General features: G+C 56.7%; 24 protein-coding genes. 7 read left to right on the plus strand and 17 right to left on the minus strand.

The annotated features are described in order from the left end of the window. The first annotated feature begins 33 nt into the window (after nucleotides 1-33). Nucleotides 34-849 carry a MetQ/NlpA family ABC transporter substrate-binding protein gene (locus F3J29_RS07490; RefSeq protein ID WP_166864493.1) on the plus strand — a complete coding sequence of 272 codons (816 nt, stop codon included), beginning with the start codon at nucleotides 34-36 and terminating at the stop codon, nucleotides 847-849. A 32-nt stretch (nucleotides 850-881) separates the two neighbouring features. On the opposite strand, the gene F3J29_RS07495 is transcribed toward F3J29_RS07490, so the two are convergent. The 3 genes from F3J29_RS07495 to F3J29_RS07505 are packed head-to-tail and all read right to left on the minus strand — an operon-like array spanning nucleotide 882 to nucleotide 4012. Beyond that, nucleotides 882-1310, minus strand: coding sequence for a hypothetical protein (locus F3J29_RS07495; protein ID WP_166864495.1), 429 nt, complete (start codon nucleotides 1308-1310; stop codon nucleotides 882-884). Nucleotides 1311-1327: 17 nt separating this feature from the next. Then, nucleotides 1328-2443 carry an alkene reductase gene (locus F3J29_RS07500; RefSeq protein WP_166864497.1) on the minus strand — a complete coding sequence of 372 codons (1116 nt, stop codon included), beginning with the start codon at nucleotides 2441-2443 and terminating at the stop codon, nucleotides 1328-1330. A 33-nt stretch (nucleotides 2444-2476) separates the two neighbouring features. Continuing rightward, nucleotides 2477-4012: an MFS transporter gene (locus tag F3J29_RS07505; protein ID WP_286175184.1), complete on the minus strand. Its 1536-nt coding sequence runs from the start codon at nucleotides 4010-4012 to the stop codon at nucleotides 2477-2479. A 148-nt stretch (nucleotides 4013-4160) separates the two neighbouring features. Between F3J29_RS07505 and F3J29_RS07510 the strand changes: the two genes are divergently transcribed. After that, nucleotides 4161-5081, plus strand: coding sequence for a LysR family transcriptional regulator (locus F3J29_RS07510; RefSeq protein WP_166864500.1), 921 nt, complete (start codon nucleotides 4161-4163; stop codon nucleotides 5079-5081). A gap of 10 nt (nucleotides 5082-5091) precedes the next feature. Beyond that, nucleotides 5092-5631 (plus strand): shikimate kinase, encoded by a 540-nt coding sequence (locus F3J29_RS07515; protein ID WP_166864503.1) that lies wholly within the window; start codon nucleotides 5092-5094, stop codon nucleotides 5629-5631. A 28-nt stretch (nucleotides 5632-5659) separates the two neighbouring features. Here F3J29_RS07515 and F3J29_RS07520 read toward each other — a convergent pair whose 3' ends face one another. The 11 genes from F3J29_RS07520 to F3J29_RS07570 all read right to left on the minus strand — a co-directional run bounded on the left by F3J29_RS07520 (nucleotide 5660) and on the right by F3J29_RS07570 (nucleotide 16863). Then, a complete protein-coding gene (locus F3J29_RS07520) occupies nucleotides 5660-5902 on the minus strand; it encodes a DUF2164 domain-containing protein (protein WP_166864508.1) in 243 nt (80 codons plus the stop codon). Continuing rightward, nucleotides 5899-6486 (minus strand): flavin reductase family protein, encoded by a 588-nt coding sequence (locus tag F3J29_RS07525; protein WP_166864511.1) that lies wholly within the window; start codon nucleotides 6484-6486, stop codon nucleotides 5899-5901. Before F3J29_RS07525 ends, F3J29_RS07520 begins: the two co-directional genes overlap by 4 nt. 55 nt (nucleotides 6487-6541) lie before the next feature. Beyond that, nucleotides 6542-6937 (minus strand): 4-amino-4-deoxy-L-arabinose-phosphoundecaprenol flippase subunit ArnF, encoded by a 396-nt coding sequence (gene arnF / locus F3J29_RS07530; protein WP_205246654.1) that lies wholly within the window; start codon nucleotides 6935-6937, stop codon nucleotides 6542-6544. Further along, a complete protein-coding gene (arnE, locus tag F3J29_RS07535) occupies nucleotides 6937-7260 on the minus strand; it encodes a 4-amino-4-deoxy-L-arabinose-phosphoundecaprenol flippase subunit ArnE (protein WP_166864514.1) in 324 nt (107 codons plus the stop codon). The genes arnF and arnE overlap by 1 nt, the downstream gene beginning before the upstream one ends. Beyond that, a complete protein-coding gene (arnT, locus tag F3J29_RS07540) occupies nucleotides 7257-8918 on the minus strand; it encodes a lipid IV(A) 4-amino-4-deoxy-L-arabinosyltransferase (RefSeq protein WP_166864517.1) in 1662 nt (553 codons plus the stop codon). The genes arnE and arnT overlap by 4 nt, the downstream gene beginning before the upstream one ends. 4 nt (nucleotides 8919-8922) lie before the next feature. Next, on the minus strand, nucleotides 8923-9819 hold the full coding sequence (gene arnD, locus F3J29_RS07545) for a 4-deoxy-4-formamido-L-arabinose-phosphoundecaprenol deformylase (protein WP_166864520.1): 897 nt from the start codon (nucleotides 9817-9819) through the stop codon (nucleotides 8923-8925). Next, on the minus strand, nucleotides 9816-11798 hold the full coding sequence (gene arnA, locus F3J29_RS07550) for a bifunctional UDP-4-amino-4-deoxy-L-arabinose formyltransferase/UDP-glucuronic acid oxidase ArnA (RefSeq protein ID WP_166864523.1): 1983 nt from the start codon (nucleotides 11796-11798) through the stop codon (nucleotides 9816-9818). Before arnA ends, arnD begins: the two co-directional genes overlap by 4 nt. After that, on the minus strand, nucleotides 11798-12778 hold the full coding sequence (gene arnC / locus F3J29_RS07555) for an undecaprenyl-phosphate 4-deoxy-4-formamido-L-arabinose transferase (RefSeq protein ID WP_166864527.1): 981 nt from the start codon (nucleotides 12776-12778) through the stop codon (nucleotides 11798-11800). Before arnC ends, arnA begins: the two co-directional genes overlap by 1 nt. A 1-nt stretch (nucleotide 12779) precedes the next feature. Then, nucleotides 12780-13919 (minus strand): UDP-4-amino-4-deoxy-L-arabinose aminotransferase, encoded by a 1140-nt coding sequence (gene arnB / locus F3J29_RS07560; RefSeq protein WP_085541763.1) that lies wholly within the window; start codon nucleotides 13917-13919, stop codon nucleotides 12780-12782. Nucleotides 13920-14287: 368 nt separating this feature from the next. Continuing rightward, complete coding sequence (locus F3J29_RS07565) at nucleotides 14288-16252, minus strand: peptidase U32 family protein (RefSeq protein ID WP_166864531.1); 1965 nt, start codon at nucleotides 16250-16252, stop codon at nucleotides 14288-14290. A gap of 71 nt (nucleotides 16253-16323) precedes the next feature. Beyond that, nucleotides 16324-16863, minus strand: coding sequence for a helix-turn-helix domain-containing protein (locus F3J29_RS07570; RefSeq protein ID WP_166864534.1), 540 nt, complete (start codon nucleotides 16861-16863; stop codon nucleotides 16324-16326). A 94-nt stretch (nucleotides 16864-16957) separates the two neighbouring features. On the opposite strand from F3J29_RS07570, the gene F3J29_RS07575 reads away from it, so the two are divergent. Next, nucleotides 16958-18124: a benzoate/H(+) symporter BenE family transporter gene (locus F3J29_RS07575; protein WP_286175186.1), complete on the plus strand. Its 1167-nt coding sequence runs from the start codon at nucleotides 16958-16960 to the stop codon at nucleotides 18122-18124. Here F3J29_RS07575 and F3J29_RS07580 read toward each other — a convergent pair. After that, a complete protein-coding gene (locus F3J29_RS07580) occupies nucleotides 18104-18976 on the minus strand; it encodes a helix-turn-helix domain-containing protein (protein WP_166864540.1) in 873 nt (290 codons plus the stop codon). The genes F3J29_RS07575 and F3J29_RS07580 overlap by 21 nt on opposite strands. A 172-nt stretch (nucleotides 18977-19148) precedes the next feature. On the opposite strand from F3J29_RS07580, the gene F3J29_RS07585 reads away from it, so the two are divergent. Next, complete coding sequence (locus F3J29_RS07585) at nucleotides 19149-20048, plus strand: DMT family transporter (RefSeq protein WP_166864543.1); 900 nt, start codon at nucleotides 19149-19151, stop codon at nucleotides 20046-20048. 48 nt (nucleotides 20049-20096) lie between these two features. On the opposite strand, the gene F3J29_RS07590 is transcribed toward F3J29_RS07585, so the two are convergent. Both F3J29_RS07590 and F3J29_RS07595 read right to left on the minus strand, forming a co-directional pair. After that, entirely contained in the window at nucleotides 20097-20765 is a 669-nt protein-coding gene (locus F3J29_RS07590) for a DUF3313 domain-containing protein (protein ID WP_166864547.1), read from the minus strand. Between the two features lie 88 nt (nucleotides 20766-20853). Next, nucleotides 20854-21969 (minus strand): MurR/RpiR family transcriptional regulator, encoded by a 1116-nt coding sequence (locus F3J29_RS07595; RefSeq protein ID WP_166864549.1) that lies wholly within the window; start codon nucleotides 21967-21969, stop codon nucleotides 20854-20856. Nucleotides 21970-22219: 250 nt separating this feature from the next. On the opposite strand from F3J29_RS07595, the gene F3J29_RS07600 reads away from it, so the two are divergent. Together F3J29_RS07600 and F3J29_RS07605 are read left to right on the plus strand one after the other, a co-directional pair. After that, the gene (locus F3J29_RS07600) at nucleotides 22220-22525 is read left to right on the plus strand and encodes a PTS sugar transporter subunit IIB (protein ID WP_166864551.1); all 306 of its coding nucleotides are present in this window, start codon (nucleotides 22220-22222) and stop codon (nucleotides 22523-22525) included. A 16-nt stretch (nucleotides 22526-22541) separates the two neighbouring features. Continuing rightward, on the plus strand, nucleotides 22542-23843 hold the full coding sequence (locus F3J29_RS07605) for a 6-phospho-beta-glucosidase (protein WP_166864554.1): 1302 nt from the start codon (nucleotides 22542-22544) through the stop codon (nucleotides 23841-23843). Nucleotides 23844-23907: the final 64 nt, after the last annotated feature.

A 23907-nucleotide genomic window follows, 5' to 3' on the forward strand; every position in this document is an offset into this window, starting at 1 on the left:
ACTTTTAATCACTAATCACGACTGGACGAAATAATGAAAAAACAGTTTATGATGTTAGCTCTGGCTTCTTTAACCGCGTTAAGTCTTCACGCTAGCGCCGCTGAAAAACTGATTGTGGGCGCCTCCAACGTCCCGCACGCGGAAATTCTCGAACAGGCGAAGCCGATTCTGGCGAAAGAAGGCATCGATCTTGAGATCAAAACCTTCCAGGACTACATCCTGCCGAATACTGCGCTGGCCGAACATGAAATTGACGCCAACTACTTCCAGCATCAGCCCTATCTGGATTCGGTGCTGCAGGATCATAAAGGCGATAAAAACTACGATTTCGTCAGCGCCGGCGCCATCCACGTGGAGCCTATCGGCATCTATTCGAAGAAATATAAAAGCCTGAAGGATCTGCCGCAGAACGGCAAAATCATTCTCCGTGATTCGGTGGCCGAAGAAGGCCGCATTCTGGCCATCTTCCAGCACGAAGGCGTCATCACCCTGAAACCTGGCGTGAAGCCGGTTAACGCGCGCATCAGCGACATCGCCAGCAACCCGAAAAACCTGCAGTTTAAAGCGGATATTGAAGCCGCCCTGCTGCCGCAAATGTACGCCAACAACGAAGGCGATGCGGTAGTGATCAACGCCAACTACGCGCTGGATGCAGGCCTGAACCCGATCAAAGATCCCATTGCCGTCGAAAGCAGTGAAGGCAACCCGTATGCCAACATCATTACCGTGCACCGCGCCGACGTGAAAAAGCATGACATCGTCGAACTGGTGAAAGTCCTGCACTCTAAGCAGATTCAGGACTGGATCAACGAGAAATATCACGGCGCGGTTGTGCCTGTTAGCCAGTAATACGGCAAAAGGGGCGCAATGCGCCCCTCTTCCTACCCGCGCGTTAGCGCCGCGTACTCCTCCGGGCTGAGGTAAAGTTCGCGGTACTTGTCATCAACCTGCTGCCACATCCGCTGGGAAAAATAGAGCGCCGCAGGCAGCGGATGATGGTGAATCATCAGCGAATCTGCCTGCCCTTGCTCATTGATATGCACCCAAACGGCGCACTCCACGGCTACGCCGTCGACGCTTGCGCGGTAAGACTCCATAAATAACCGTTCGTTGACATAATCCCGGTAAGTAAAACGCTGGAAGTCATACAGCGGAATGGCCGTTTTCAGGATTTCCAGTATTGCCGTTTTACCGTGAACAGGCGCTTTCAGCACCACACCTTGCAGAGTCGCCTCATCGGCGAGTATTGCCAGCCAGGGTGGCGGCCCCTGCACGTCAGGAATGGGGGATGCGGTGTCGTTAAATAACATAAGACTCTCCTGATTGATCAGTCATGTGACAAAGCCGGGTAATCGGTATAACCGCGGGCATCTCCGGCGTAAAACGTGGAACGGTCATAGGCATTTAAAGGGGCTCCGATCCGCAGGCGATAAGGCAAATCAGGGTTAGCAATAAACGCCCGCCCGAAGGCCACGGCATCCGCATCTCCTGCGGCAATAAGCGCATTCGCTGAGTCGCGGCTAAAACCGCCTGAAGCAATAATAGCGCCGTCAAAATAGGGCCGTAGCAGTGCGGCAACAGAGGCTGGCTGCGTCATATCCTGCTCTTCATTTAGCCCGGTGTTGGCTCGCGGCTCCAACAGATGCAAATAACCAATCTGCTGTTCTGAAAGCCAGGTGACAATATCCGTAAACAGCGCCAGCGGGTTACTGTCGCCTATGTCTCCCAGCTTGCCGAACGGGGAAAGCCTGACGCCGATTTCTCCGGCGGAATAAACCTCCCGCAGCGCCGCAAGCGCTTCGCGCATGAAACGCATTCGGTTTGCCACGCTGCCGCCATATTCGTCCGTGCGCTGATTGGTTTTGTCCTGCAAAAACTGATCGATGAGAAAACCGTTCGCCGCATGCAACTCCACGCCGTCGAAACCCGCAGCTTTCGCTCTCCGTGCCGCCTCGAGATACTCCTCAATCACCGCAGGAATGGCCGAGAGTTCAAGGGCTGCCGGTGTAGCAAACGGCTGAGGTGTGAAGTTAGCATCCAGAGCTTCACCTGCAGGGCGAATAGCAGAGGGAGCAATCGACGGGACTTCTGGGTGGTGACTGCGATGAGAAATACGCCCCGTGTGCCAGAGCTGGAGGTAAATAACGCCGCCCTTTTGATGCACGGCCTCCACAACCTTTTTCCAGCCTGCCAGCTGACATTCGCTATAGATGCCCGGCGTTTGCGGAAAGCCTTTCCCCTGCAGCGAAATATTCGTCGCCTCGGTAATAATCAGGCCGCCTTCGCTGGCGCGCTGGCCGTAGTATTCGGCGTTAAGCGCATCTGGCGCGCCTTCTGGCCCGGAGGCACGCATTCTGGTTAGCGGCGCCATCACAACCCGATGTTGTAAACTGAGCCTGCCGGCCCGCAGCGGGCTGAACAGATCTTTGACATGTGTGGTCATCGTTGCATTCTCACTATTGACTTAAAATGGCGATCAACTCGCCGTCGCTTGTGGCCGGGTTTCATCCCCGGTTTGTTTTTTGTCCAGAAATAAAAACACCACCAGTGCGACCAGCAATGTGATGCTCATCAACAGCAGCAACAGGTCGCTGAACGCCGCGTCGTAGCTGGCGGCAATCGCTTTATACGTCACGCCCTGCAGCGATGTCGCTGCGGTCGCGACATCACCGGTAACAACGCTTTGCGCGACATGTGCCAACCGTTGAGGGCTAGCGGACACCGCCTGGTGCAGGTTATCTGCCATCAGTGAAGAGAGCAGCGCGCTCACAATTGCCATCGCAATCCCTTCCCCGGCCACCCGCGTGGTACTGAAAATACCCGTTGCCATGCCCGCCCTCTCGCGGGGCACCACACTCACCGCCAGGCCATCCATCAATCCCCAGGGCAGGCTTATCCCGCAGCCGATCGTCCACATCGGCAGGGCAAACTGCCACGCAGATGCCCCGCCCGGAATACGGCTGAGCCACAATAATCCGGCCGCGCAAACCAGCAACCCTACTCCGCACAGGATGGAAGCAGAGAACCAGCGGGTCAGGTAACCGGCAATAATCGGCAGGAACAACAGAGGCGCAGAGAGCGCAATCATTAACCGTCCGGCCTCAAGCACCGGCATTCCCTCCACGCCAACAAAGCGCAGCGGTAAGAGCAGAAGCAGAACAACAAAGGAATAGGCCGGAGCAGCAGCGAGGAGCTGAACGCCAACGAAACGGGGAAACTTGAATAAAGTCAGGTCGAGCATCGGCTGCTGAACGCGCAGTTCAATGCGAATAAATACCAGCAGTGAAATCGTGGTCACCGCAAACAGCGCCAGGTTGAAGGCATCCCCCCAACCAACCTCCGGCACGCGCAGAACGGCATAAGTGAAAACACCCAGCGTCCACGTAAACACCACGGCCCCGGCCCAATCGATACCGTTTGCCGCTGGATTGCGGGATTCAGGCATATAGCGACAGGCCAGAAAACAGGCAATGCCTGCCACCAGGGTCAGTAGAATAAAGACAATTGACCAGCTGAAGAGATCTATCATTACCGCCGCAGCCACGGGGCCAAACGCCAGACCAATACCAAAACTGCAGCCGACGAAGCTGAAGGCACGCATCCTGGTGGTCCCGTCAAAAACCTGCGCCAGTGCCGACATCCCGCCGGAAAACGCGATAGCGGCGGCAATCCCTTGCGCCCCACGCAGCAGGTCGAAAACAAACAAGTTTGGCGCGGCAAGCAGCGCGGCTGACAGTAACGCAAAGGCCGCAATCCCCCCGGCAAACATGCGTTTACGCCCGTAGCTGTCGGCAAGCGCGCCCGCCAGCATCAGGCAACTGCCAAAGGTCAACATAAACGCATTAGCTACCCAGTTAACCGCCATGCTCGAGCCGTGGAAGCTTTGCCCGATAGCGGGTAAGGCCACGGCAGCGGCGGTAAAATTAAAAGGCATAGTGATCGAGGCAAGACACACGGCGACCAGCGTCAGGAGCTGTTCTTGCGACGGGTGAGAACGGGTAACGGCCATCATTCATATCCTTAGCGGAAAGTCACAATCCAGGAATTGGGCCTGCAGTAAGCAGGTGGGATAGTCTGCAGAGTAGCGGGTGTTTTTCTGTGACAAAAATGATAAAACGTCCGAACATTACGGACTAAAACGCTCGAATAGAGGTATCACTATGGATCGCCTGTCCAGCCTGATCTATTTTGTCCGCACCGCAGAGTTGGGCAGTTTTGTCCGCGCCGGACAAGCTCTGGGGCTTTCCGCTTCGGCGGTGGGAAAAGGGATTACGAGGCTTGAAGAACAGCTTGGGGTGCGGCTTTTTCACCGCACCACCCGCAGCCTGCAGATGACGTCCGAAGGCAGGGTTTACTTTGAGCGCTGCCGGCACATTCTGCAGGATTTGGATGAGGCGGATGCCCTGCTCTCCCATGCCAGTGAAACGCCCCAGGGCCGCCTGCGCGTTAGCTTGCCCGCCGCCAGCCACAGCCTGTTTGAAGCGGCAATTATCGCTTTCGTTCGCCGTTATCCGGACATCGATCTCGACCTGGATTTCAGCGACAGGCTGGTAAACTTGATTGACGAGGACATGGACATCGCCATCCGAACCGGCGAACTCCCGGACTCTCGCTTGATGCGTCGCGCGCTGCCCTCTTTGCAGCTTATCCTCTGTGCTTCCCCAGCCTATCTTGCCCGGCATGGCGTGCCGCAATCGCCCCGGGAACTGGAGGGGCATTGCGGAATTCGTTTCCGCTATGTGAACACCGGCAAGCTGCAGCCCTGGCCGCTCCGTGACTTATCTGAACTGGCGGACGTTCGCACCCGCACCGTATTCAGTTCGAACAACATGGAAATAGTGCGCAGCGCGATCATTAATGGCCTGGGCATCGGGGCCGTGCCTGACTTTATGATTGAACAGCCGTTGTCGAGCGGCATTTTGCAGCCGCTGCTGGGTGACTATTTGAAAGCACCAGGACAGTTCCAGATGGTCTGGACTGCGGGGAAACAGCTTTCGTCGAAGATCCGCGTTTTTGTCGACTTTATCAGCGATTTTATTCTGGCACAGCGGCAAAATATCGGCCTGAATAGCGAAGAATAAACGAGAAAAAATGCCTGACTTTATCTTTCTTATTGGTCCTGGCGGAGCCGGTAAAAGCACGGTGGGTGCCAGACTTGCCCTGAAGCTCGGCTATGACGCGAGAGATCTTGATGATGAGTTCTGTCTTCGCCACATGAATATTCGCGCCTTTATCTCCTCGCAGGGTTATGAAAGCTATCTTGAAGAGAATGCAAAATTGCTGGATACGTTGCTCAAAGAAGCCCACGCCAGCACAGTCTTTATTCTTTCTTCGGGGTTTCTGGCGACCGATATCCGGGCAGATATCGTGGAGGCCAACAAAAAGCGAGTACAGCAGTCGGGCACTTCAGTACTGCTGATGCCCTCACGCGACTATCAGGAGACGCTAAACACCCTTGTTGCACGGCAGCTAAAACGGGGGTTTGACCTGAAAAAAGCGGGAGAAACAGAGAAGCTAAGCCAGCGTTTTGCGCCTTACATGTCACAGGGCGATATTCAGATTTTCTCGACCGCAGCCCCGGATGTGATTGCCAACCTTATTGCCCAACGGCTGGCAGAGCGGAAGCACTAAGGCAAGCTCCCGCTTGCCCCAGGTAAAACTAATCGACGATCTTTTCTAAATCCAGCAGCTCTTCCAGCGTTAGCATGTTGCTTTGGGCTACCGCCAGCGCATCGTCCAGCCCTTTGTTGTAAAGCGCTGGAGCCATTTTTTTCACCAGTTCATCAAGGAAGAATTCGGCTTCAAACTGGCCGATCTGCAGGTCGTGCTTGTCGTCCAGCCAGTCGGTGATGAAGTCGCTCAGCTGGCGATACTCCTCGGCGGATAATTCAATCTTTTTCATGACGCCGCCACGCCCGGCACCACCAGCGATTCACCGATGGCGTAGAACTGGCCGCCGGCAATGTAATGCAGGCTGCGGTATTCCGGCGGTGAGGTCTCAAACGACCAGTGGCCGTTCTGGAAAACGCGATCGTCAGCCCAGGCAGCAATAATTTCACCGATAAACAGGTCGTGAGCCTGATGATTATGCGGTTCGGGGATCAGCTTGCAAACCATCCAGGCCGTGCAGCCTGCTACCAGCGGCACGCTGTGGCCAGGGGCGCGGAACAGCTCCACGCCGGATTGTTCGAGCTTGTCGGGCATCTCTTTCAGGCTGTGGGTGCCCAGGAAATGGGTCATTTTGAGCTGGGCGGCGCAGGGCACCTGAATCACAAAGGTGCCGCTGTTTTCGATAAGCGTGCGGGTGGCGGTGATTTTATCCAGCACCACCATCAGCTTGGATGGGGTAAAATCCAGCGCACAGGCCCAGGCGGCGGTCATCACATCGTCCACGCCATTATGGTGGGCAGACACCAGCACGGTTGGGCCGTGGTTGATCAGGCGGTAAGACTTTTCTAACGGCACTTCAATGATATGTGGGTTCATACTTCACATCCGGTTTTCATCAGGTTGCCGTCAGTTTGCCTGAACAATTAGCGCATTACTTTTCCTTTTTGTGACGTAGCTGATGAGGCAGGCAAATCAGCACCAGGCCGACGAAAATTGCCGCCACGCCGAGAAGTTTTCCCGGGCTGAACGCTTCGTTGAGCCACGGCAGGTTTATAGCCGCGAACCACACCAGCACATAGCTCAGACTTAAAAGTGGATACGCTTTGCTGAGAGGAATGCGCTTCAGCGCCATGTACCAGCAGCCCATGGAAAACGCATAAGCCGCCAGGCCACCTATCAGCGCCAGAAGCCCATAGCCGCCGAACAGCACGGCCTTAATAAACTCAAGGCTCGGTGCAGCGGGAGGAAACTGTATCATCGCCCATTTCATGCTGAGCTGCGCCCCGCTGACCAGCAGCACGCTCATTAACGCCCAGATATAGCCCATCAGGCGTGTCCTCCCAGCGCGATAATCCCCAGAATAATCAGCATCACGCCCAGCCAGTGGTGTGCGGAAATCCGCTCTTTCCAGATCCAGCGTGCGGCAAGGGTGATAAAGATAAAATTGAGACTAAGCATGGGGTAAGCGATGCTCACTTCCACGTGCTGAAGTACCAGCAGCCAGACGAGCATCCCCAGCCCTAATAGCATCACGCTTAACCCAAGCCACAGTATCAGGTGGCGGCGCCCCGCCCCCTGAGCCGCCTGCTTCTGGCACAGCTGCCCGCCGCAGCTGAGCAAACTGGCCAGAATAATCAACGCAATATTCATGGCTGCGCGTCGTACTCAAACAGCACGAATCGCCCGCTGTTGGCCCGATGGTCCGGCTCCGGCAGCTTCAGGTCATTCAGATCGGTGTTATTCGATACCAGCAGCATCAGCGACACTTTGCCCTGTTTACGGTGTTCCGCCAGCCAGGAGGCGAACTCATCGCCGCTCACATAGCGATTGGACACATCCGGATAGTCAAGGCCGTAGCGCAGCTCGCCCGCATTATTATAAAGATTGATGTAGCTGCGCTTCAGCTCCCAGGCCACCCCGGCGGCAACGCCGACGTTGTTGGTGAAGATGTAGCGGCTGTCTTCCAGCTGCGGGCGCATCTCATGGATAAACGCCTGCGGCTGCTTGGAATTTTCCACTTTGGATGGAATCACCACGCCCACCAGCAGCGCCAGGCCCAGCGGACACAGCGCCGCCCAGTACCAGCGTTTAGCCGTCTGGCTCAGGGTCAGAAGACCGAACAGCGCCCAGACAGCAAATGCCACGCACGCCAGTACCACTTTCAGCGTTTCATTGGCGGCATAGACAGGATGTCTTGCCAGGCCCCACGGTGCGAGGAAGAAGGCGACGGTAATAACGCAGACCGACCCGAACAGCAGGTTAATCCAGCCGTTGACGCGTAAAATAGCGGAACCGTTTTTCGCCAGCTCAACCGCGTGGCGCGCCATCAGAATAGCCAGCGGTGCAAAACACGGTAGGATATAGGTCGGCAGCTTGCCTTTTGCGATACTGAAAAACAGCAACGGCATCACAACCCAGCCCAGCAGATAGAATGCTCCGCCCTGCTCACCCCGGCTTTTCCAGCCGCTTTTCAGCGCCCCCGGCAGCAGCGCCAGCCATGGCAGTGAGCCCGCTATCAGGAACGGAATGTAGTACCAGAACGGGGCTTTATGCTGCGCGTCTTTCTCCGCAAAGCGCTGAATGTGCTCCACCCAGAAGAAGTAGTGCCAGAAGTCAGGCTCGGCTTTAGCGATAGCAATCGCCCACGGCAGCGTGATCAGCACGGCGCTCAACACCGCCAGCGGCCCGAACAGCAGTACTTCTTTCCAACGTTTCTGTGCAATCACCCACGGCAGGACGCCAATCACCGGCACCGCCAGCGCCAGGAACCCTTTGGTCATCACGCCCATGCCGCAGGCCAGGCCCAGCAGCACGTAACCGCCAATCTTACCGCCGGTGGTCTGTGCGGTACTGGCCAGCCAGAAGCTGCACATCGCCGCCGTCAGCCACAGGGTGATCATCGGGTCGAGCACGGAATAAGTGCCGATGCCGTAGACCAACAGACAGGTGAGGAAAATAACCCCGGCCAGCACCGCGACCGTTTTATCGCGCCACAGGCGGAACGCCAGCCAGTAGGTCAGCAGCGCGCTCAGGGTCACCGAAAACACGGAACCAAAACGCACGGCAAAATTGTTATGACCGAAGATGAATTGGCTGATGTTGTTGATCCAGTACCCCGCCACCGGCTTTTCGAAATAGCGCAGATCAAGGAAATGAGGAACGATCCAGTTGCCAGACAGCAGCATTTCACGGCTGATTTCCGCATAGCGCGTCTCATCCGGCTGCCACAGGTGACGAAACTCCAGAGGGACAAGGTAAAGCAAGGCAAAACAGACCAGAAGGGTCATTCCATATTTTGCAGATTTCATCGGTTCACGACTCTATAAGTTGTTGGCAACCCAGCCAGCCTTCGCGGCCTGGAATTGTCCCGCGCACAATTTTGCCTCTCGGCAGCGTGGATAAATCGTCCGGCAGAAGCTCGCTAAGCGGGCAGAACTGAACCCCCTCGGCGGCAGCCATCGCCAGCAATTCACTAAAGGAATCTCGCATCACCATCCCTTCGACTTCGGCATGGATGGTGTAAACCGGTGTGCCGCTGTCCTGGTGAATTTTATCCAGGATAAAACGGTTAAAGTTATCTTTACTGACTTCAGTACCAATCACTTCGTCCCATGTGGGCAACGTCACGGGGATTTGTACCGCAGCCTCGCGGCCATCAGGCAGAACAGGGATAAACGGCGCGGTACCGCGACAGTCGCTGTTGTACTGGAACGGGAAAGCGGCTTTGGCTTGCACCACGCGCTGGTCAGCACGCCAGCCCGCCACCGCCGAGCAGCTTACGGGTTGCCCTACAATTTTCTGCAGCGCATCCAGACCAAGACGAATTTGCTGTTCGAGCTTGTCCTGTTCCCAGACGCCCGCCCAGGCCTGCCAGGCATGGTGATCCCAGGCGTGGAGGCCCACCTCATGGTGGTCCGCCGCCGCCGCGATAACCACTGCATTGCCCGCGCCAATCACGCGCCCCGGCCACGCGGTACCCGCCAGCAGAATATCCCAGCCATACAGCGATGCTGCGTTGGAGCGCAGCATCTTCCACAGGAATTTAGGCTTGATCAGGCGCCACAGATGGCGCCCCATGTTGTCTGGCCCAACGCTGAAGAAAAAGGTTGCCTGAGTCGAGTGTAGACTTAGCGTCTCCAGAAGGTTTGGCACCCCTTCACGGGTGCCTCGCCAGGTGTCGACATCAATACGCAGGCCGACTTTTCTCATGAAGCAGGGTCCGTCAGCTCAACGGTTTTCAGGAAGAAGTCCAGCGTTTCGTCGATGGTTTTCTCCATGTGCACTTCAGGCGTCCAGTCCAGCAGGCGCTGGGCGTTGCGGATGCTTGGCTTACGGTGCTCAACGTCCTGATAGCCTTTGCCGTAGTACGCGCTGCTTTCCACTTCGCGGAAACCGGCAAACGGCGGGAACTGGTCGCGCAGCGGGTGACGTTCGAAGCTTTCCAGCAGCATTTCTGCCAGCTGTTTGATGCTTGCTTCGTTGTCCGGATTACCGATGTTGATGATCTGGCCGTCGCAGTTACTGTTTTTGTTTTCAATAATGCGGAACAGCGCTTCGATGCCGTCGCCGATGTCGGTGAAGCAGCGTTTCTGCTTGCCGCCGTCGATAAGCTTGATCGGAGAACCTTCAACCAGGTTGAGGATCAGCTGGGTAATGGCACGGGAGCTACCGATACGCGCGGCGTTCAGGTTGTCCAGACGTGGGCCCATCCAGTTAAACGGACGGAACAGCGTGAAACGCAGCCCTTCTTTTTCGCCGTATGCCCAGATAACACGGTCAAGCAGCTGCTTGGACACGGAATAGATCCAGCGCTGTTTGTTGATTGGCCCAACGATCAGCGGGGAGTTATCTTCGTCAAACGAGGCGTCGGTGCACATGCCGTACACTTCGGAGGTAGACGGGAAGATAATGCGTTTTTTGTATTTCACGCAGTCGCGGATGATCTTCAGGTTCTCTTCGAAGTCGAGTTCGAACACGCGCAGCGGGTTACGGGTGTATTCGATTGGCGTCGCGATGGCTACCAGCGGCAGAACAACGTCACACTTCTTGATGTGGTATTCGATCCACTCGGAGTGAATGCTGATGTCACCTTCCACAAAGTGGAAACGATCGTTACCGATGAAGCGGGAGATAGCGTCGGAACCGATGTCCAGACCGAAGATCTCGAAGTTGTCATCGCGCAGCAGGCGTTCGGTCAGGTGGTTACCGATAAAGCCGTTTACGCCCAGGATCAGCACGCGGGTACGACGTTTGATAGCGGAAACAGGTTTGCTGCTCAGAATTGCGCCGCTGACCAGGCCCAGAGACTGTGCAAGCTGGGAGCCCTGCATGTACACGCCGTTTTCAGCCTGACCGGTCACCACTTCCAGAGCACCGGTGCCGCAGGCGATCACCAATGGATTAACGGAGATAACGGTGCCCGCTTTCGCGCCGTTGTTGCTTTCCAGTACGCGGCTTTTCCAGATAATAAATTTGCCGCCGCCCACGTAGCTGAACGCGCCCGGCCACGGTTCGGTCACCGCACGTACCAGGTTGTTGGCTTCTGCAGCAGAGCCTTCCCAGCTGATCGCGCCATCTTTTGGTGAACGGCCGCCGAAATAGGTCGCCCTGGATTCATCCTGAGCGGTCTGCGGGAAGTGACCGGTTTTGATCACCGGCAGGCTTTTCGCCAGCAGGGATTTCGCGGTTTCGCACAGTTTGTGGTGCAGAGTCAGGGCGGTATCTTCTGCGGCAATCGCCACGCGTTCCTGAGCAACGATGTCGCCCGCATCCGCGCGTTTCACCATGCGATGCAGGGTAACGCCCGTTTCGGTTTCACCTTTCACCAGCACCCAGTTCAGCGGCGCGCGGCCACGGAATTTAGGCAGCAGAGAGCCGTGGAGGTTAAATGCCCCGACGGAAGCGCAGTCCAGAATCTCTTCGCTCAGCAGATTGCGGTAGTAGAAGGAGAAAATCACTTCAGGCTGCGCGTCTTTAATGCGGTCGACCCACAGCGGGTGGTTCACATCTTCAGGCGCAAAAACCGGGATGCCGAATTCTGCCGCCGTGCGGGCCACCGAACCAAAGAAGTTATTCTCAGCGGCGTTATCCGGGTGAGTATAAATTGCTGCAATGTCATAGCCTGCTTCAACCAGGGCACGAACACCCACACAGCCCATATCGTGATAGGCGAAAACAACTGCTTTCATTATTGATTTTCCTCTGAAGATAAAGCGGTTTCACTGCTAACTACGCGTTGAATAAAGTAACGAGGGCGAGCACGCACGTCGTTATAGATACGGCCAATGTACTCACCCAGCAGCCCCATTCCGATGAACTGGGCACCAATAAAGGTGAACAGGACGGCGAAGAGCATAAACACCCCGTCCGCCGCCCACTGCGGGCCAAGAGCAAGACGTAACACCACCAGCAGTACCGCGAGGGCAAAGCCGGACAGTGCGATAATGCTGCCGACGACGCTAAGTAAACGCAGCGGCGTTGTGGTCAGGCAGGTGATCAGGTCATACATCAGGTTGATCAGGCGCATGAAGCTGTACTTCGAGTCGCCAAACTGACGCTCGTCGTGGTGCACCGGGATCTCGATGGCACGACGGGCAAAGGTGTTGGCCAGAATCGGGATAAAGGTGCTGCGTTCGTGGCAGTGCAGCATCGCGTCGATGATGTGGCGGCGGTAGGCGCGCAGCATACAGCCGTAGTCGCCCATGGCTTTACCGGTAGTACGCTGGATCAGGTGGTTGATCATTTTTGACGCACGCTTGCGGAACCAGCTGTCCTGACGGTTCTGGCGCACGGTGCCCACCACGTCATAGCCTTCATCGGCCTTCTCAACCAGGCGTGGGATCTCTTCCGGCGGGTTTTGCAGGTCAGCATCCAGGGTGACGATAAGATCGCCGGTGACGTGGCTAAAGCCCGCCATGATAGCCGAGTGCTGGCCATAGTTACGGTTCAGCAGTACCGCGACGATATGGCTGTCCGGGGCTTCTGCCGCGCGGGTCAGCATGGCGGCAGAGTCATCGCTGCTGCCATCATCAACGAGGAGTATTTCGTAATCGCGGTTCAGCTTTTGACAAGCTTCAGTGGTACGACGCAGCAGTTCAGGCAGGCTGTCCTGTTCGTTGTACACCGGGATCACAACGGAAACTTTCTTGATCGGTTCCGGGGTCATCATCTTAAAGTCCTGCTATTTCACGTAAGGCGGTAATGACGCGGGAAGTGTCATCGTCGGTCATGGTTGGGAACAGAGGAATAGAGCAAATACGCTCGCTGTTCCAGTCGCTGTTCGGCAGCTGAAGCTGCGGATAGCGCTCGCGGTAATACTTCTGGGTGTGCGCCGCGCGGAAATGCAGGCCGGTGCCGATGCCGCGCTCTTTCAGCGCTTCCATCAGGCCGCTGCGGGAAATACCGCAGGTGGCTTCATCCACGCGAATAATAAACAGGTGCCAGGCATGGCGGTGCTGCCAGGTCGGCGTGGCAAGCGGCAGGAATGGCGTGTCGGCCAGCTCTTTGAGGTAGCGTTCGGCGATTTCCTGACGACGAATATTGATCTGTTCCAGTTTGCCCAGCTGCACCAGCGCGATAGCCGCGTTAATGTCCGCGAGGTTGTATTTGAACCCCGGAGAAATCACTTCGGCCTGCGGCGCGCGGCCATGCGTCTGGCGGTCAAAGGCGTCTACGCCCAGACCGTGGAATTTCAGGCTACGAATGCGGTTAGCAAACTGGTCGTCGTCGGTGACGATCAGGCCGCCTTCGGCGCAGGTCATGTTCTTGATGGCGTGGAAAGAGAAGATAGCCGTGCCCTTGCCGCCAACGTGCTTGCCTTTGTATTCGGTGCCCGCTGCGTGAGCAGCATCTTCAATCACCGGAATGCCGTGGCGTTCACCGATCGCGCGAATAGCATCTATGTCGGCAGGTGCGCCAGCGTAATGCACGGGGATAATCGCTTTGGTGCGAGGGGTAATGGCCGCTTCAATGGCTTCAGGCGTGACCATCAGAGTGTCGCGATCGACGTCAATCATCACCGGTTCGGCGCCCAGCAGCACAATCATGTTGAGCGTGGAGACCCAGGTCAGTGAAGGTGTAATCACTTCGTCACCTGCCTGCAGCCCCAGTGCCATGAGGGTAACGTGCATCCCGCCGGTGGCCGAGCTTACCGCAATGGCATGTTTATTGCCGGTTAAGTCGCAAAATGCCTTCTCAAGCGCCTGGTTTTTCGGCCCGGTCGTGATCCAGCCGGATTGCATGACTTCCGTTACCGCTGCAATTTCTTCCGCACCTAACGCCGGGCGTGAAAAAGGCAGAAAATCACTCATTACGTGGATTCCTTATTAAATCGCTAAACGCCAAAAGCTGACGGGATAATGAATCAGGCTAATTAAATAAAAGTACAACACTCAGGAAGTACAGCATTTTTAGCTAAACGACTATTCAATGAAAAGAATTTAACAAAGAAATCTTAGAACAGTATTAAGAAAATGAGATATAACGAAAAATCGTGACGTTAAGCATCGGCTGACGGGCATATGCCCTTCACAACCCCAGCTTGTCATCTGAATATCATGGTTAAGGCATGTTTGTTGAATAGCGGAATAATTCCGTAAGTGACAAATAATAATGCATCCTCCCTGAGTGGTTAAAAAAACCGCCTGAAGCAGGCGGTTTTAAATAATAAGCTGTGAAATTAACGCTTCGCTTTCCCCGGCAGCGTTTTCATCAAATCGTCCGGGCTGATGGATGCCACCACGCTCCCCGGCAGCGGCATCTTCAGGATATGGTTCTTCATTTTGCCGATGACGTGCATTTCGCACGGGCGGCAGTCAAATTTCAGCGTCAGCACTTCGTCGCCGTGCACCAGCTGCATTGGGGTTGCCTTCCAGCTTTTAATATTCCCCTTCGCCTGTTTCGGGCAGAGGTTAAACGCAAAGCGCAGGCAGTGTTTGGTGATCATCACCGGCACTTCGCCTTTCTCTTCATGCGCCTCATACGCAGCGTCAATCAGCTGCACGCCGTAGCGGTGATAAAACTCGCGCGCTTTATGGTTATACACGTTCGCCAGGAAGCTTAAATGGCTGTCCGGGTAGACCGGCGGCGGCACGCTCACCGCTTTTCGCGTTCCGCGCTGGTAGTTTTGCAGACGCGCTTCGGTCAGGGACTCAATGGCATCACGGCGCAGCTGGTTAAGCTGGGCGTTTGGCACAAATAAAGCTTCTTCCAGCAAGATGTTCACTTTCCGCGCGGAGTACATGGTCTGGCCCAGCTTGGTCAGGCCATCGCGCAGGCTGTCGAACGCTTTCTGCGGGTTATTGGCAACGTCAAACTGACCGACAAGCGTTTGACTGACGCTGACGCCCTCTTCGCTGGTGGCTTTCATCACCAGCTGCTGCTGGCTGCCGCTCAATTCGATATCCACCGCCACGCGGCGCTCGCTGGAAGTTTTCAGCAGCGCCTGCTGCCAGTTGTGATCCAGATTACGGTTCAGCGGGTGGTTCGGGCGCACCTTTTTCAGCGTTTCCGGCATTTCGTTTGGCCAGACGCGATACTGATTTTTTCCGGTTTTTTCCACCGTATTAGCGCGGAAGCCGACAATTTCACGCTTGATAAGCACGTTCAGGCCGTCACCGTTGGTCAATGTGTCGGTGGTGGTCACGTCGAGGTGGTCTTTGCTCACTTTCAGCACTTCGCCTACCGGCAGGCCAACGAATTTCGGTGAGTCAAACGCACCGATGTCTATTTTGCGCTCGTTCACGAAATAATCAGTGCTGCCGCGGTGGAACGTTTTATCCGGGGACGGAATAAAGTAGTGCGATGTTACGCCGGAAGATGCGCGGGTCAGATCGCTGCGCCCCTCCATCAGCTCGTCCAGCAGCTGGCGGTAGTACGCGGTGATGTTTTTCACGTAGCTCATGTCTTTATAACGCCCTTCAATTTTGAAGGAGCGCACGCCCGCCTCGACCAGCGCCGCCAGGTTGGCGCTCTGGTCGTTGTCTTTCATCGATAGCAGGTGTTTTTCATAGGCCACGACGCGGCCCTGATCGTCTTTCAGGGTGTACGGCAGGCGGCAGGCCTGTGAGCAGTCGCCGCGGTTGGCGCTGCGCCCGGTCTGGGCGTGGGAAATATTACACTGCCCGGAATAGGCCACGCACAGCGCGCCGTGAATGAAGAATTCAATCGTCGCGTCAACATTCTGGTGAATGGCGGCAATTTGCTGCAGGTTCAGCTCGCGCGCCAGCACGATTTGCGAGAAACCTGCATCGGACAGAAACTTCGCTTTTTCCACGCTACGGATGTCGCATTGGGTACTGGCGTGCAGCTCAATCGGCGGCAGATCCATTTCCAGCACGCCCATATCCTGCACGATCAGCGCATCAACCCCGGCTTCGTACAGGTCGACAATCATCGAGCGCGCGGGCTCCAGTTCGTCGTCATGCAGAATGGTGTTCAGGGTAACAAAAATTTTCGCCCCGTAGCGGTGGGCAAACGGCACCAGTTCGGCCAGATCTTGCAGGCTGTTGCCGGCGTTGTGGCGAGCGCCAAAGCCAGGCCCACCGATGTAAACCGCATCCGCACCATGGAGAATGGCTTCGCGGGCGATGGCGGTATCACGGGCAGGACTGAGTAATTCAAGTTGATTTGCGTGCAGGCGCATAAAATTTGTCGTGTTCTGTAAGGGCGAAAGGCGGCTATTGTAGTCACTTCCCCCGCGCAAAAACAGAGGGATTATGCCGTCGTGAGCGGATAGTGAATCAGCGAATGAAAATGCGTCTCATCGGCCCCTGAATTACGGTAAGCGTGGGGACGATCGCCGTGAAATTTTAAGCCCGCCCCGGCCAGCAACGTCTGCCATTCTCCGTCAATATTCATGTCCAGCGCGCCGCTTATGACCACCACATGCTCAATGACGCCGCTATCGTGCGCCGACGATTCGCTGAGCGCGCCGGGGGCGAGACGAATAGAAAAGTGGTCAAAACGCAGGCGTGGATCGTAAGGAAAGAGCGGCACCACCACCATTTCCCGGTGCTGCGGGTCAAAGACCGGGCGTACGGGCGCGGAACCGGCTTCAAGGAACACCGAAAACGGCACGTTAAAGCCGGTGGCAATCTTCCATAATGTGGCGACGGTCGGGCTGGATTCGTTGCGCTCGATCTGCCCGAGCATCGCTTTCGACACGCCGGTTTGTTCCGCCGCGAAGGTCAGGCTCCAGCCTCTGGCCTGACGCAGGCTTTTCAGGGTGTTCGCCAGATGTTGCGCTATGTCCATTCTTTCCTCCCGTTGAGGGCGCAGTATAGCGCCTTGTGCGCTATAACGCACGATGCTATATTCCCCGGACGCTATAACGCACAACGAGCCCACTATGCGCCTTTATCTTCCCCCGTTTCCCACCGTTCTCGCCGGTTTTGTGGCCGTCCTGGTCGGCTATGCCAGTTCCGCCGCCATTATCTGGCAGGCGGCAGATGCCGCAGGCGCTAACCCGCACCAAATTGCCGGCTGGCTGACAATGCTGGGCCTGGCAATGGGCATCAGTACGCTGGGGTTAACGCTGTGGTATCGCGCGCCGATCCTCACAGCCTGGTCCACGCCGGGCGCGGCGCTGCTGGCCACCAGCCTGCCGGGCTACAGCCTGAACGACGCGGTGGGCATTTTTATATTCGCTTCTGGGCTGATCCTGATTTGTGGCCTCACCGGGCTGTTCGCCAGGCTGATGCGCCTGATCCCCCCTACGCTCTCCGCTGCCATGCTGGCCGGGGTTTTGCTCCGGTTTGGTCTCGACACCTTTACATCGTTACAGGGTCACTTTTTGCTGTGCATCAGTATGCTGGCCGGCTGGCTGCTGGCAAAAGTGTTTGCCCCGCGCTATGCCGTCGTTGTCGCCATGCTGGCTGGCCTGCTGATTTGCTTTATCAGCGGCGAACTTCACGCCGGAAGCGTTCCGGTTTCTGTCGTGACGCCTGAATTCATCGCCCCCTCATTTAGCCTCGCCAGCCTGCTGGGCATCGGCGTACCCTTCTTCCTGGTGACGATGGCCTCGCAAAATGCCCCCGGCGTCGCCACGCTGGCGGCCTCCGGCTACAAAGTCCCGGTTTCACCGCTGATTGTCGTAACGGCGTTAATGGCCCTGCTGCTGGCACCGTTCGGGGTATTTTCGGTTTGCATCGCCGCCATTACCGCCGCCATTTGCCAGAGTGCGGAAGCCCATCCGGACAAGGACAAACGCTGGCTTGCCGCCGCCGCTGCGGGGGTATTTTATTTACTGGCCGGCGTGTTTGGCGGGGCGATTTCGACGCTGCTGACGGCGCTGCCGCTCGCCTGGATCCATACTCTCGCCGGGCTTGCCCTGCTGGGCACCATTGCCGGAAGCCTGCACCAGGCACTGAACCACGAACGCGACAGGGACGCCGCCATCGTGACATTCCTGGTGACCGCCTCAGGCGTCAATCTGCTCGGCGTCAGCTCTGCATTTTGGGGGGTGATCGCCGGGGGGATTTGCTACACCGCGCTTTCAAGGCTGAAGCGCGCGTAGCTGCGAGGGCGTTGCGCCAAAGACGCTTTTAAAGCGGTTACTGAAGTGGCTCGGCGAGCTGAATCCGCAGGCCATAGCGATCTCCGTCAGCGGCAGTTTTCCCTGGCGAACCAGCATTTCCGCCTTCGCCATTCTGCGCTGCATCACGTACTGGTGTGGCGCCAGGCCGGTGGACTGTTTAAACATTCTCGCAAAGTGATATTCACTGAGATCCGCCAGTCGGGCAAGTTCGCCCAGGGTCAGCGCCTCGCTCAGGTTCTGCTCGATATACGCCTGGGCATTACGCAGTACCGCGGGTGCCAGTCCGCCACGCACCGTCGGCAGTTTCCACTGCACGCTGCTGTAATGCTGCACCAGATGCGTCAACAGCAGCGTAGAAGCCGTGCTTAACGTTAGGTGATTCGCCCGCTGCTGCCAGTCGCTGCTCAACAGGAAATGGCGATAAAGCTGGGTTATGCGCGGGTCGTCGGCGAAGGTTTTTTCATCAAGGTTGATGGCCGCCGGGCCGCGGTCCCAAATCTGCGCGGCAATCTCTTTCAAATGCTCGTCGGTGCAGTACAGGTGCACAAACGAGAAGTCATCCCGCACGTCCCAGGTTGATTCGCTGTCTTCCGGCATAATGCAGAAGCGATCCGGCCCGCCGCCGTTGCGCCAGCCTGAGCTCGTTTTTTGATACGTTTCGTACCCTTCGGTCACGTACAGGCTCAGCGTGTGGTGATCGCAGCGCTGGGTAATGCAGTCATTTCCGTTTGACCAGGCGGCAAGCTGAATCCCTGAGCCAAGCTGAACGCTGCCGTTCAGGCGGGCTTTATGCTGCTGCAGGTTTTCAAAGGCGTGGTATGGCGCGGTCATAGCAGGAATCGGCTTCTGGAACATAATGGCTAGTGTAAGGACTGCGCGCCGCCGTCGCCACTGCCGCCGCGAAAAAAAACCGCAAGAATATGCAAGTCGCCGGCCAGGATGAAAGCCGCCGCGGCGGAAAAAAAGCAGACTCATCATCTGGCTTTGACTGACGAGAACAACAATGAACGCTTTGCTTTATATTCTGGTGGTGGTGATTTGGGGAACGACCTGGATAGCCATTTACATGCAACAGGGGGTCGTTTCCGTCCCCGTGTCTATTTTCTGGCGCTTTGCCGTGGCGGCGGTGGTGATGCTCGTGGTGCTGCTCGCGCTGGGCCGCCTCAAACGTATCGGCCTAAAAGACCATCTGTTTTGCGTCCTGCAGGGCGCGTGCGTGTTCGGCTTCAACTTCTTCTGCTTCTACCACGCGGCGGCCTATATCAGCTCCGGCCTGGAGTCGGTGATCTTCTCGATGGCGGTACTGTTCAACGCCTTCAACAATTTTCTGTTCTTCCGCAAGAAACCGTCTCCCCGCGTATTGCCCGCCGCCGCGCTGGGGATTGCCGGAATTATCGCCCTGTTCTGGCACGATCTTGCGGCCACACAAATGGCGCCTTCGCTGCTGATCGGCATCGGCCTTAGCGCGCTCGGCACCTTTGGCTTCTCTTTGGGGAATATGATCAGTGCCCGTCACCAAAGCCGGGGCCTGGAAACGCTATCCACCAATACCTATGCGATGTTTTACGGCACCGCAATTATGGGCGTGGTGGCGCTGGCGAGCGGGGAATCGTTTATGCCGGATTTCACCGTGCGCTACATTGGCTCCCTGCTTTATCTGGCGATTTTTGGGTCGGTGATTGCCTTTGGCGCCTACTTCACCCTGGTTGGCCGCATCGGGGCGAGCCAGGCCGCCTACAGTACGCTACTCTTCCCGCTGGTGGCGCTGACGCTGTCGACGCTTTACGAAGGTTACGTCTGGCACGCTAACGCCGTGCTGGGGCTGGTGATGATTCTGCTGGGCAACCTGGTGATGTTCGCTAAGCCGGAACAGTGGCTGCCGCGGCGGAGAAAACTGGCATAATAAAAAACCGCAGCTTTTCATGGCTGCGGTTTTTGTTTGCAAAAAAGGTTATTTATTCGGCACGTCAAACATCGTAGCGTCGGTGGCCAAATCATCCACCACCTGTTTCAGGGTATCGACGGTGACTTTGGCATTTTCGTTGCTGAGCGTTTTCCCTTCGCCTTTACGCACCACGCGTAAAACGGGCTTATTGGTCGCCGCATCAATCAGTTCGCCTTCGAAATAGAGATCGGTATTCATGGTGCGGTGCCCGGTGGCCATTTGCGTGCCCGCGACAACCATCGCAATCGGGATCACCTCATAGAACTGCAGCCCTTCTTTGCTGCTGTCCACGCCGGTTATCGCGCCCCGGAAAATAAGGCTGTGCGAGCCTGGCGTCGTGACCAGCTGTTTACGCTGCGCCGCCGCGGCCTTTAGCTTTGTGTTGGTGTACGCCAGCAGGCCATCCAGCGTGTTCTGACCTATTTGGGTCGTCGGCCTTGGCGTCGGATAGTAGACCACCGGATTGTAGACCAGGCTGTCGTAGTTGCCGGGTTTGAAGTTCGGGTCAACCCAGCGCATAACGGTTTTACCGGTAGCTGATTTTGTCTCCTGCAGACCGGAGTAATCTTTTAGAAACCCAGAGTATTTTTCCGGCGCGGTGGTTTTTGAAGCACACCCCGCCAGCGCGAATAAACCGACCAGACAAGCCACTTTAAAATACGTTTTGCTCCGCATCGTTTGATCCTGTTTGTGGGTATAAGCCATTCAGGTATAGCAAAAAACGATACATTGTGTGGGGGTTAAGCCGTCTTGATGTCAAAACTCAGATCTCGCGCTCATCGCCGGCGGCGGCAAGGCCATCGCAGAGCAGGTCGATAATCAATAACGCGCCATAGCGCCCTTCACCGGGCGTCAGCCAGACATCCCCGGCATGTACTGCGCTGGCGGGATCTTTTGTCACCATAACGATGGCTGCGCCCTGCCGCCGGGCCTGCTGCACTGCAGCCTGCAGTGCGTTGTCCGGTGCCGAGCTGGCAAAGACGATCATCGCCTGTTCGCGATTCAGCATTGAGGCGGTAAAGCTCATTAGCGCAGGATCATAACAAACGCTGGCGGGCTGGCCCTGCGTTAGCAGCCGGTACTGCAAAAGGCTGGAAAAAGGCGTGTCTGCCGCCCCCGCACTAAAGATATGAATCGCTTTCGCTCGCTTCAAAAGCGAAATGGCGCGCGAAACATTGGTTTCCGGAAGCGTTTCCAGTTGCTGAGTGAGCGACTGCTGAATGCCGCTCAACTGCCGCTGCCAGGACGCGGGCAGCTCACTGCCCGGCATGGCCGTGCTGGCCTGCGCCAGCTTCATGCGTAAATCACGGATATCATCGCAGCCTGCGGCTCTGGCAAAGCGCGTAATCGTGGCCGGACTGACGCCCGCCGCCTGGGCAAGCTGGTCGATTGTCGCCGACGACGCAAAGGCGGGATCGTGCAGAATGGCCTGCGCAACTCTCGCTTCCTGCTGGCTGAACTCCGCCAGCCGCTGGCGGATACGGCTGATAATGTCGCCCTCCGTATCCCGCCCGATGGAATGAGAAAAGCGCTCCAGCACATCTTTAGCCACGCCGCCCCGGTTGGCCAGAAACTGCAGCGTGTCGTTGTCCACCCAGGCGGCATCCCCCAGCATTTGAGAGGGCGCTGCCAGCAAATCCTGTACCCGACTGTCGTGCTGCTGGTGACGAACCTGGCCGAGGAAATCATTCATGTCGCTGCAGCCAATGGTGCGCGCGAACTGCTGGAGCGTGGCCTGACTGACACCCGCGCGCGCCGCCAGTTGCTCCATGGTCGCGTCCGGTAGCTGGAAGAAATTCTCCAGAAAAAAGCGGGCCAGCCGCGTTTCCTGGGGAGAAGAATCGGCTAACCCATGAACCAGGTGATACACAATATCCATCGCTAAAAGGTTCCTTGTGTCTGCGTCGCAGGCGGATAAATCATCATAATCCGTTGAAATTATTTTTCAATTAACTTTGCCACGATACCTTTCCCGCTGTTTCTCCCTTCGCCGTAAAAGTCTTGTTATTCCTTTAACATTCGGGAAACCAATAATCCAACGCAGATCACGGTCATGAAAATAATTTTCATACATGCTGAATTAACGCGCTGTTGTTTGAAACACGTTTTCAATTTGAAGGATAAAGGTAATGAAAAAGATCATGTTGTGTTGTGCCGCGGGAATGTCCACCAGCATGCTGGTGCAGAAAATGCGCACCGAGGCCACGAAACGCGCCCTGGACGTTCAAATTGACGCCGTCTCTGTCGCCGAAATTGAAAGCCACCTCCAGAGCGCCGACGTGGTGTTGCTTGGCCCTCAGGTGCAGTTCGAGCTGGCCCGGCTTTCCGAGCTATCGGCGCCTCTCGGCAAGCCGGTTGCGGTGATCGACATGATGGATTACGGCACGATGCGCGGCGACCGCGTACTGGATAAAGCCATTACTCTGATGGCCTGACAACCGGGAGAAACCAATGAAAATTACCGTTGTGGGCGGGGGCAGCAGCTATACCCCGGAACTGATTGAAGGCCTGATTCTGCGCCATGCCGCCCTACCGATGACCGAGCTGGCGCTGGTGGATGTAGAGGCGGGCCGCCAGAAGGTTGACATCATCGCCGCGCTGGCTCGCCGCATGTTCGACAGCAAAGGGCTGGAGCAGGTCAACGTGACGGTGCATTACGAGCCGGACGCCGCGATTGCCGGGTCCAGCTTTGTGCTAACCCAGCTGCGCGTGGGGCAACTGCCCGCTCGCGCCGCCGATGAACGACTGGGCCTCAGCCACGAGCTGCTGGGCCAGGAGACCACCGGCGTCGGCGGTTTTGCAAAAGCGCTGCGAACCATTCCGGTGATGCTGGACATTGCTAAACGCGTTGAGCGCCTGGCTCCGAATGCGTGGATTATTAATTTCACCAACCCGGCGGGGATCGTCACCGAGGCAGTGTCCCGCTACAGCTCCGCCAACATTGTTGGCCTGTGCAACGTGCCGGTGACCATGCACCACACCATCGCCGACATGCTCCAGCTGCCTTACGACAAAGTCACGCTGCGTTTCGCCGGGCTCAACCACATGGTATGGGTGCACGAAGTGATTGCCGATGGCCGGGATGCAACCGCCGAGGTAATTGAAATGTTGTGCGACGGCGAGCAGCTTTCCATGAACAACATCAAAGCGATTCCGTGGCCGCCCGCCCTGCTGCGCGCCCTGAAAGCCATCCCTTGCCCGTACCATCGTTACTTCTGGCAAACCCGCACCATGCTCAAAGACGAGCTGGCGGATGCGGCTAACGGGAAAGGCACCCGCGCCGAGCAGGTGATGAAAGTCGAGGCCGAGCTGTTTGAGCTGTACGCCAGCCCACAGCTCGACAAAAAGCCGGAGCAGCTTAGCCAGCGCGGCGGCTCGTTCTATTCGGAAGTGGCTCTGGAGCTTATCGACGCCCTGCACAATAACCTCGGCAAGCAAATGGTGGTGAATACCGCCAACAACGGTGCTATTCAGGGGCTGCCGGACGATGCGGTGATTGAAACCAACTGCGTGATCGACGCGCTGGGGGCTCATCCTCTGGCCTTCGGCAAACTTCCTCCTCTGATGAATGGCCTGACCCAGCAGGTGAAAGACTTTGAACGGCTGACGATTGAAGCGGCGGTCCACGGCGATAAGCAGCAGGCGCTCCTGGCCCTGATAGCGAACCCGCTGGTGGCTGACGTGAATATCGCTCAGGCGTTGCTCGACGAAGTGCTTGCAAGCAACAAGGCGTGGCTGCCGCAGTTTAATTAGCGCCGCTTACCGGTGGGCGATGCTTTACGCTCACCCCACAACAGAAATCAATAACAATAATGCC

The sequence above is a fragment of the Enterobacter sp. Cy-643 genome, assembly GCF_011752815.1.
In the GTDB taxonomy this organism is placed as follows: domain Bacteria; phylum Pseudomonadota; class Gammaproteobacteria; order Enterobacterales; family Enterobacteriaceae; genus Cedecea.